We start from the raw sequence: 4,428 nt of genomic DNA, 5'->3' as shown, positions 1-4,428 counted from the left end.
GTTGAACTTTCCTTCTATTGTAGTTCTATTATTTACACCGACACGAGTAGGCGTAGACTGTCTTATTACTTCTTGGGTATATCCCTTGTCAAACACTAATCTGACAGCTCCCGTCTTTCCATTTCCATGTTCATCAGTTTTATTTGTAAGAATTGTGGAAATATCGAGAACATAATTGCCCTGTTTATTTGTTACTTCTGTATAGAAATTATATACGAGATCTTGACCAGTTTCTTGAAAATCATGGTGCTTAGAGTCCACTATTCCCAAAGCTCTATCAAGTTGATCTGTTAATGGCACACTTTCTCCATTAATTTTTACATCAGTAATTTCTCCAAGTCCTGAACCTTCAACAGTAGTCAAATTTAACTTATAGCCCAAGGCATCTCTTAAGTCTTGTGTTGCATTTACCCTAATTGTCCAATTGATACCTATCATTTCCCTGTTTTCTATGACAGGATTTCCAACTGCATCTAGGTTAATTTGATAATTTCCATTTTTATCGTCTATTATTTTAACAACATCATCACTACCTGGTTCTATTATTGTGTTAACTGTGTTTCCATTTTTGTCTACGACGACAGGTAGAAGTGCCTTTGGTGGTGTTACTCCAAGTCCTGAAATTTTATTGATAACTGTAAATCTTTCGTCTGGTGTAATCTTTCCAGTATTAAAATCTACATCAATATTCAAAGGAAGGCTAATATCTTCATTTATTTCTCTAACTATTTTGTATATTATGGTATTAGAGGCTTCATCGTATTGCGGAGTTGCTATTGTCTGCCCCTTGTAAACTATTGGTTTAAGGGTTGAGACATCTTTTACCATGAGTTTTTCGTCTAGATGAATGTCAAAGTATTTTCCTACTTGTATAGCTCCAAGTCTTGTAGATGTATCAAATCTAGTCCTTATAGTGAATTTTTTATCTTCTAGCGGACTCGGTTCAGCTCCAAAAACTGCCCTTAATCTCATAAAACCAAAATTATTTTGAACAGTTGGCATTTCTGCTTTTTGAAGACCTGCGTCCATTTCTTCTTCTGTGAGTTCTCTATCTTCTCTTAAGTAGTTTTCATAAAGGTCACTTATTTCTAAGCCAGCATTTTCTGCTTCATCCTTTTGAATCATGAATACTTTAGGGTCTAAGTTTTCGTAGCCATGTTCTTCTATGAATTCTTTAAAGGCTTCTGTGTTGTCTGCCATTAGTTTGGCTTGGTCTTCTCTTGATAAATTGTATTTATCTTCAAAGGTGTTAAGTAATGCTTGGATTTCTTCTAGGCCATTGTCTTTATTTTTAAGAGCTTTTTTAAGTTCTTTATCTGCTCTTTGTAGGTCTGTCAAGCCTAGACCTTCTTTTATTTTGTCTAGAAATCCTTTTTCTTCTTCATCTTCAATTTGATCTTCTTCTGTTATGTCTTTTGATTTATTTGATTCTTCCAAGTTTAGGCTTTTTTCTGATTCTTTTGCTTGCTCTCTTAGACTTTTTTCTTTTAATTTTTCTTCTAATAATTTTTCTAGCTCAATTCTCTTTTCGTGGGCTTCTTTGTATTCCGCTTCTGCCTTAGATAATTCAGCTTCATTTGCCCTTGCTGCTGCTTCTTGCTTTGCCGCTTCAATTTTAAGAGCTTCTTGTTTTTCCTTTTCTAGTCTAGCTTGTTCATCTTGCTTTTCTTCTGGTAGCTTATCTTCTTTTTCAGGAGTCTTTACATCTGTGTTTGTTTTTTCTGGACTTTTTTTGGCTGGCACTAATATTTCATAATCTTCTTTCTTCTTAGCTGGTTGTAAAAAACCATCAGATTTTTCATATTCAGTCCTAGTATCCTTTTTATTATTGTTCTCTGCTTTCTCTGACGTAAAGCTTTTTCCTGTGAACATATCATCGGGCAATTTTTGTTGGTCTTCTGTGCTAGAGTTTTTGACTTCTCCCTCGTCAAGTAGTCCTCTAGCGGCTACAGCTACTGGGCTGAACACCTCCAAAATCATCAACAACGCCAATGTAAGGCATACAAATTTTTTAAAAATCCTGTCCATTTTCTTTGCTCCTCCTATTAATCAGTCTTAGCCTATACTAGGATTTATTTAATTCACTAGTAATAATGTACATATTATAAAACAACGATTTCATATTATCAATAGTATACATAAAAAATATCTTTAAAATTACCGCTGAAATTACACGTTTTTTTAACTTCTTTAAGCCTCTAATTTTGTAAATATATATTTTTCTTTATTGATTTTTTTGTAACACAAGTGTAAAATCCCTATATTTAGCCATTTCATTTTTTATTTATTTTTAAATAACAATGTTTTCATTTAAAAGACATTTTTCTCTTGTATTTATTTTATACATTTTTTCTTAAAAAGAAAATTTTTTCAAGCCATTATTTTTTACATTTTTACATTTAAAAAAGCTAAACTATGCGATAAATTCGCTATTTTATATATATATATATATATATATATATTCGCTTTATTTAATCTCTGTGAGCAATAATTTCTTTAACAAAAGTTTATTATCTAATATCTATAAGTTGTTTTTTTTAACATTTACATATAAATTTAAAATATTGCAAAAAAATAAAATGCACTGCCAGCTCTGACAATGCATTTTTCTCTATTTTTTACAATATTTGTATATGCTTTATTTTCAAATGTATTTTTGTGACTTTAAAATCTTTACTACTTACAAAATACTCAAAATTTATTCATATCTAAGGGCTTCTATTGGGTCAAGTTTTGCTGCTTTGTTGGCTGGATAGTAACCAAAGAAAATTCCTATTAGCATAGAAAATCCAACTGCTACTACAATGGAACCAACAGACGGAAGTGATGGTGCCTTCAAGAGGTTAGACCCCACAAGTCCTATTATTGACCCTAAGATTATGCCAAAAATTCCTCCAATTATACAAATTATCACAGATTCTATTATAAATTGTTTTCGTATGTCCCCCCTAGTTGCCCCAAGTGCCTTTCTTATGCCAATTTCTCTAGTCCTCTCTGTTACTGAAACTAGAAGAATATTCATTACTCCAATTCCGCCAACTATAAGTGATATGGCTGCGATTGCTCCAATTGCTATTTGAATTGAACTCATAGCGCCGTTTACTTGTGAAATTTCGCTTTTTGCTGAATAATATTTCACCTCTGCTCTAGGATTGTTGGCGTAAAATTTTGCGTTTAAGTCGTCGACAATTGATTGTGCATCTTCTTCTATTGTATCGGAATTTTTTAAAGTCATTGTTACGTCATAATAAAAAGTTCTTGGCTCTGTCAAAAATTCTCTATCTCCCGTAGTCCTTGGAATGTAGATTGTGGAACTGGATCCATTGAATGATTGTCCCATTACGGATATCTCTTCGTACTTGTAGACGCCAATAATCATGGCAACTATTAGCTTGCCATTGCTTTCGATTTTTGCTTCTCTGCCAAGTACTTCTGGTGCCGAAGTTTTATATACTTTTTCCAAAACCTTGTCGGATATTACTACAACTGACTTGCCCCTATTTACATCTTCTTCATTTAAAAATCTGCCGGCAAGCATTTTTATTTTGAAAATATTTTTTTCATCCTGTGATGTCGCCGATATTGAAACTTGCTCTTTATTTCTTCCTTCTTTTACAAAGCCGTTTCCACCGGCTCCATTGTAGATGAGTTTGTCTATCTTTCTGCCCTTTTGTGCTTCTAAATAATTTATTATATTTTCCGTTAAAAAATCGCCTTCGCTAAGTTCGCTAGTATCATAATCAGATTTTTTTGACTGCACATAAATTTGGACTGCTGTGTTAGCTATGGAGTCAAAGGCTTTATTTACGGATTTTGTAAGCGAGTTGCCTATTGTCGTGATGCCAATTACTGAGCCTATGCCGATTATAATGCCAAGCATTGTCAAAAAGGACCTTAGCTTATTGGATCTCAATCCTTCCAAGGAGAGTTTTATTGTTTCTAATAAATCCATTAAATCTCCTCCAACATTCCGTCGTTCATTTTGTAAATTCGAGTGGCTTCTTCTGCAAGTTCAAGGTTGTGAGTGATGATGATTATTGTCCTCTTCTCCACTTCGTTTAGCTTGTGAAAGAGATCCATTACATTTCTTCCCGTTTTGGAGTCCAATGCTCCCGTGGGTTCATCTGCTAGGATTATGTCTGGATTATTTGCCATGGACCTTGCTATTGCCACTCTCTGCTTTTGTCCTCCGGATAATTCGTTGGGAAGGTGTTTCATCCTGTCCTTCATATCCACAATTTCTAAAAGTCTTTCTGCTCGCTCTGTCCTCTCTTTTTTTGAAATTCCTGCATAGGTCATGGGTAGTTCCACATTTTTAAGTGCATTTGACCTTGGAATTAGGTTGAAATTTTGAAATACAAAGCCAATTTTTTTGGAACGATAGCTAGAAAGTTCGCTGTCCTTTAACGAGGAAATGTCTACTTTATT

Annotated in this window: 2 protein-coding genes and 1 pseudogene; all 3 read right to left on the bottom strand. The window is 33.7% G+C overall.

Going from position 1 to position 4,428, the window contains the following annotated elements; all coding sequences use genetic code 11:
- Window positions 1–2,028 (bottom strand): annotated as a pseudogene (locus MR285_RS03130) (hypothetical protein); the annotation flags it as partial.
- Window positions 2,029–2,698: 670 nt separating this feature from the next.
- Window positions 2,699–3,952, bottom strand: a complete 1,254-nt coding sequence (locus MR285_RS03125; protein ID WP_293557934.1) for an ABC transporter permease — start codon at window positions 3,950–3,952, stop codon at window positions 2,699–2,701.
- On the bottom strand, window positions 3,952–4,428 hold a 477-nt coding region (locus MR285_RS03120; RefSeq protein ID WP_293557932.1), incomplete at its 5' end, for an ABC transporter ATP-binding protein. The genes MR285_RS03125 and MR285_RS03120, both read right to left, overlap by 1 nt.

This window comes from Peptoniphilus sp. (assembly GCF_022767005.1).
In the GTDB taxonomy this organism is placed as follows: domain Bacteria; phylum Bacillota; class Clostridia; order Tissierellales; family Peptoniphilaceae; genus Peptoniphilus_A.
The sequence above is the reverse complement of the archived record's forward strand: the minus strand, read 5'-3'. Positions and strand labels throughout refer to the sequence as shown.

Bases quoted from the DNA above. Each gene is read 5' to 3' on its own strand.
- MR285_RS03125 (WP_293557934.1), bottom strand. From the start codon at position 3,952: ATGGATTTATTAGAAACAATAAAACTCTCCTTGGAAGGATTGAGATCC.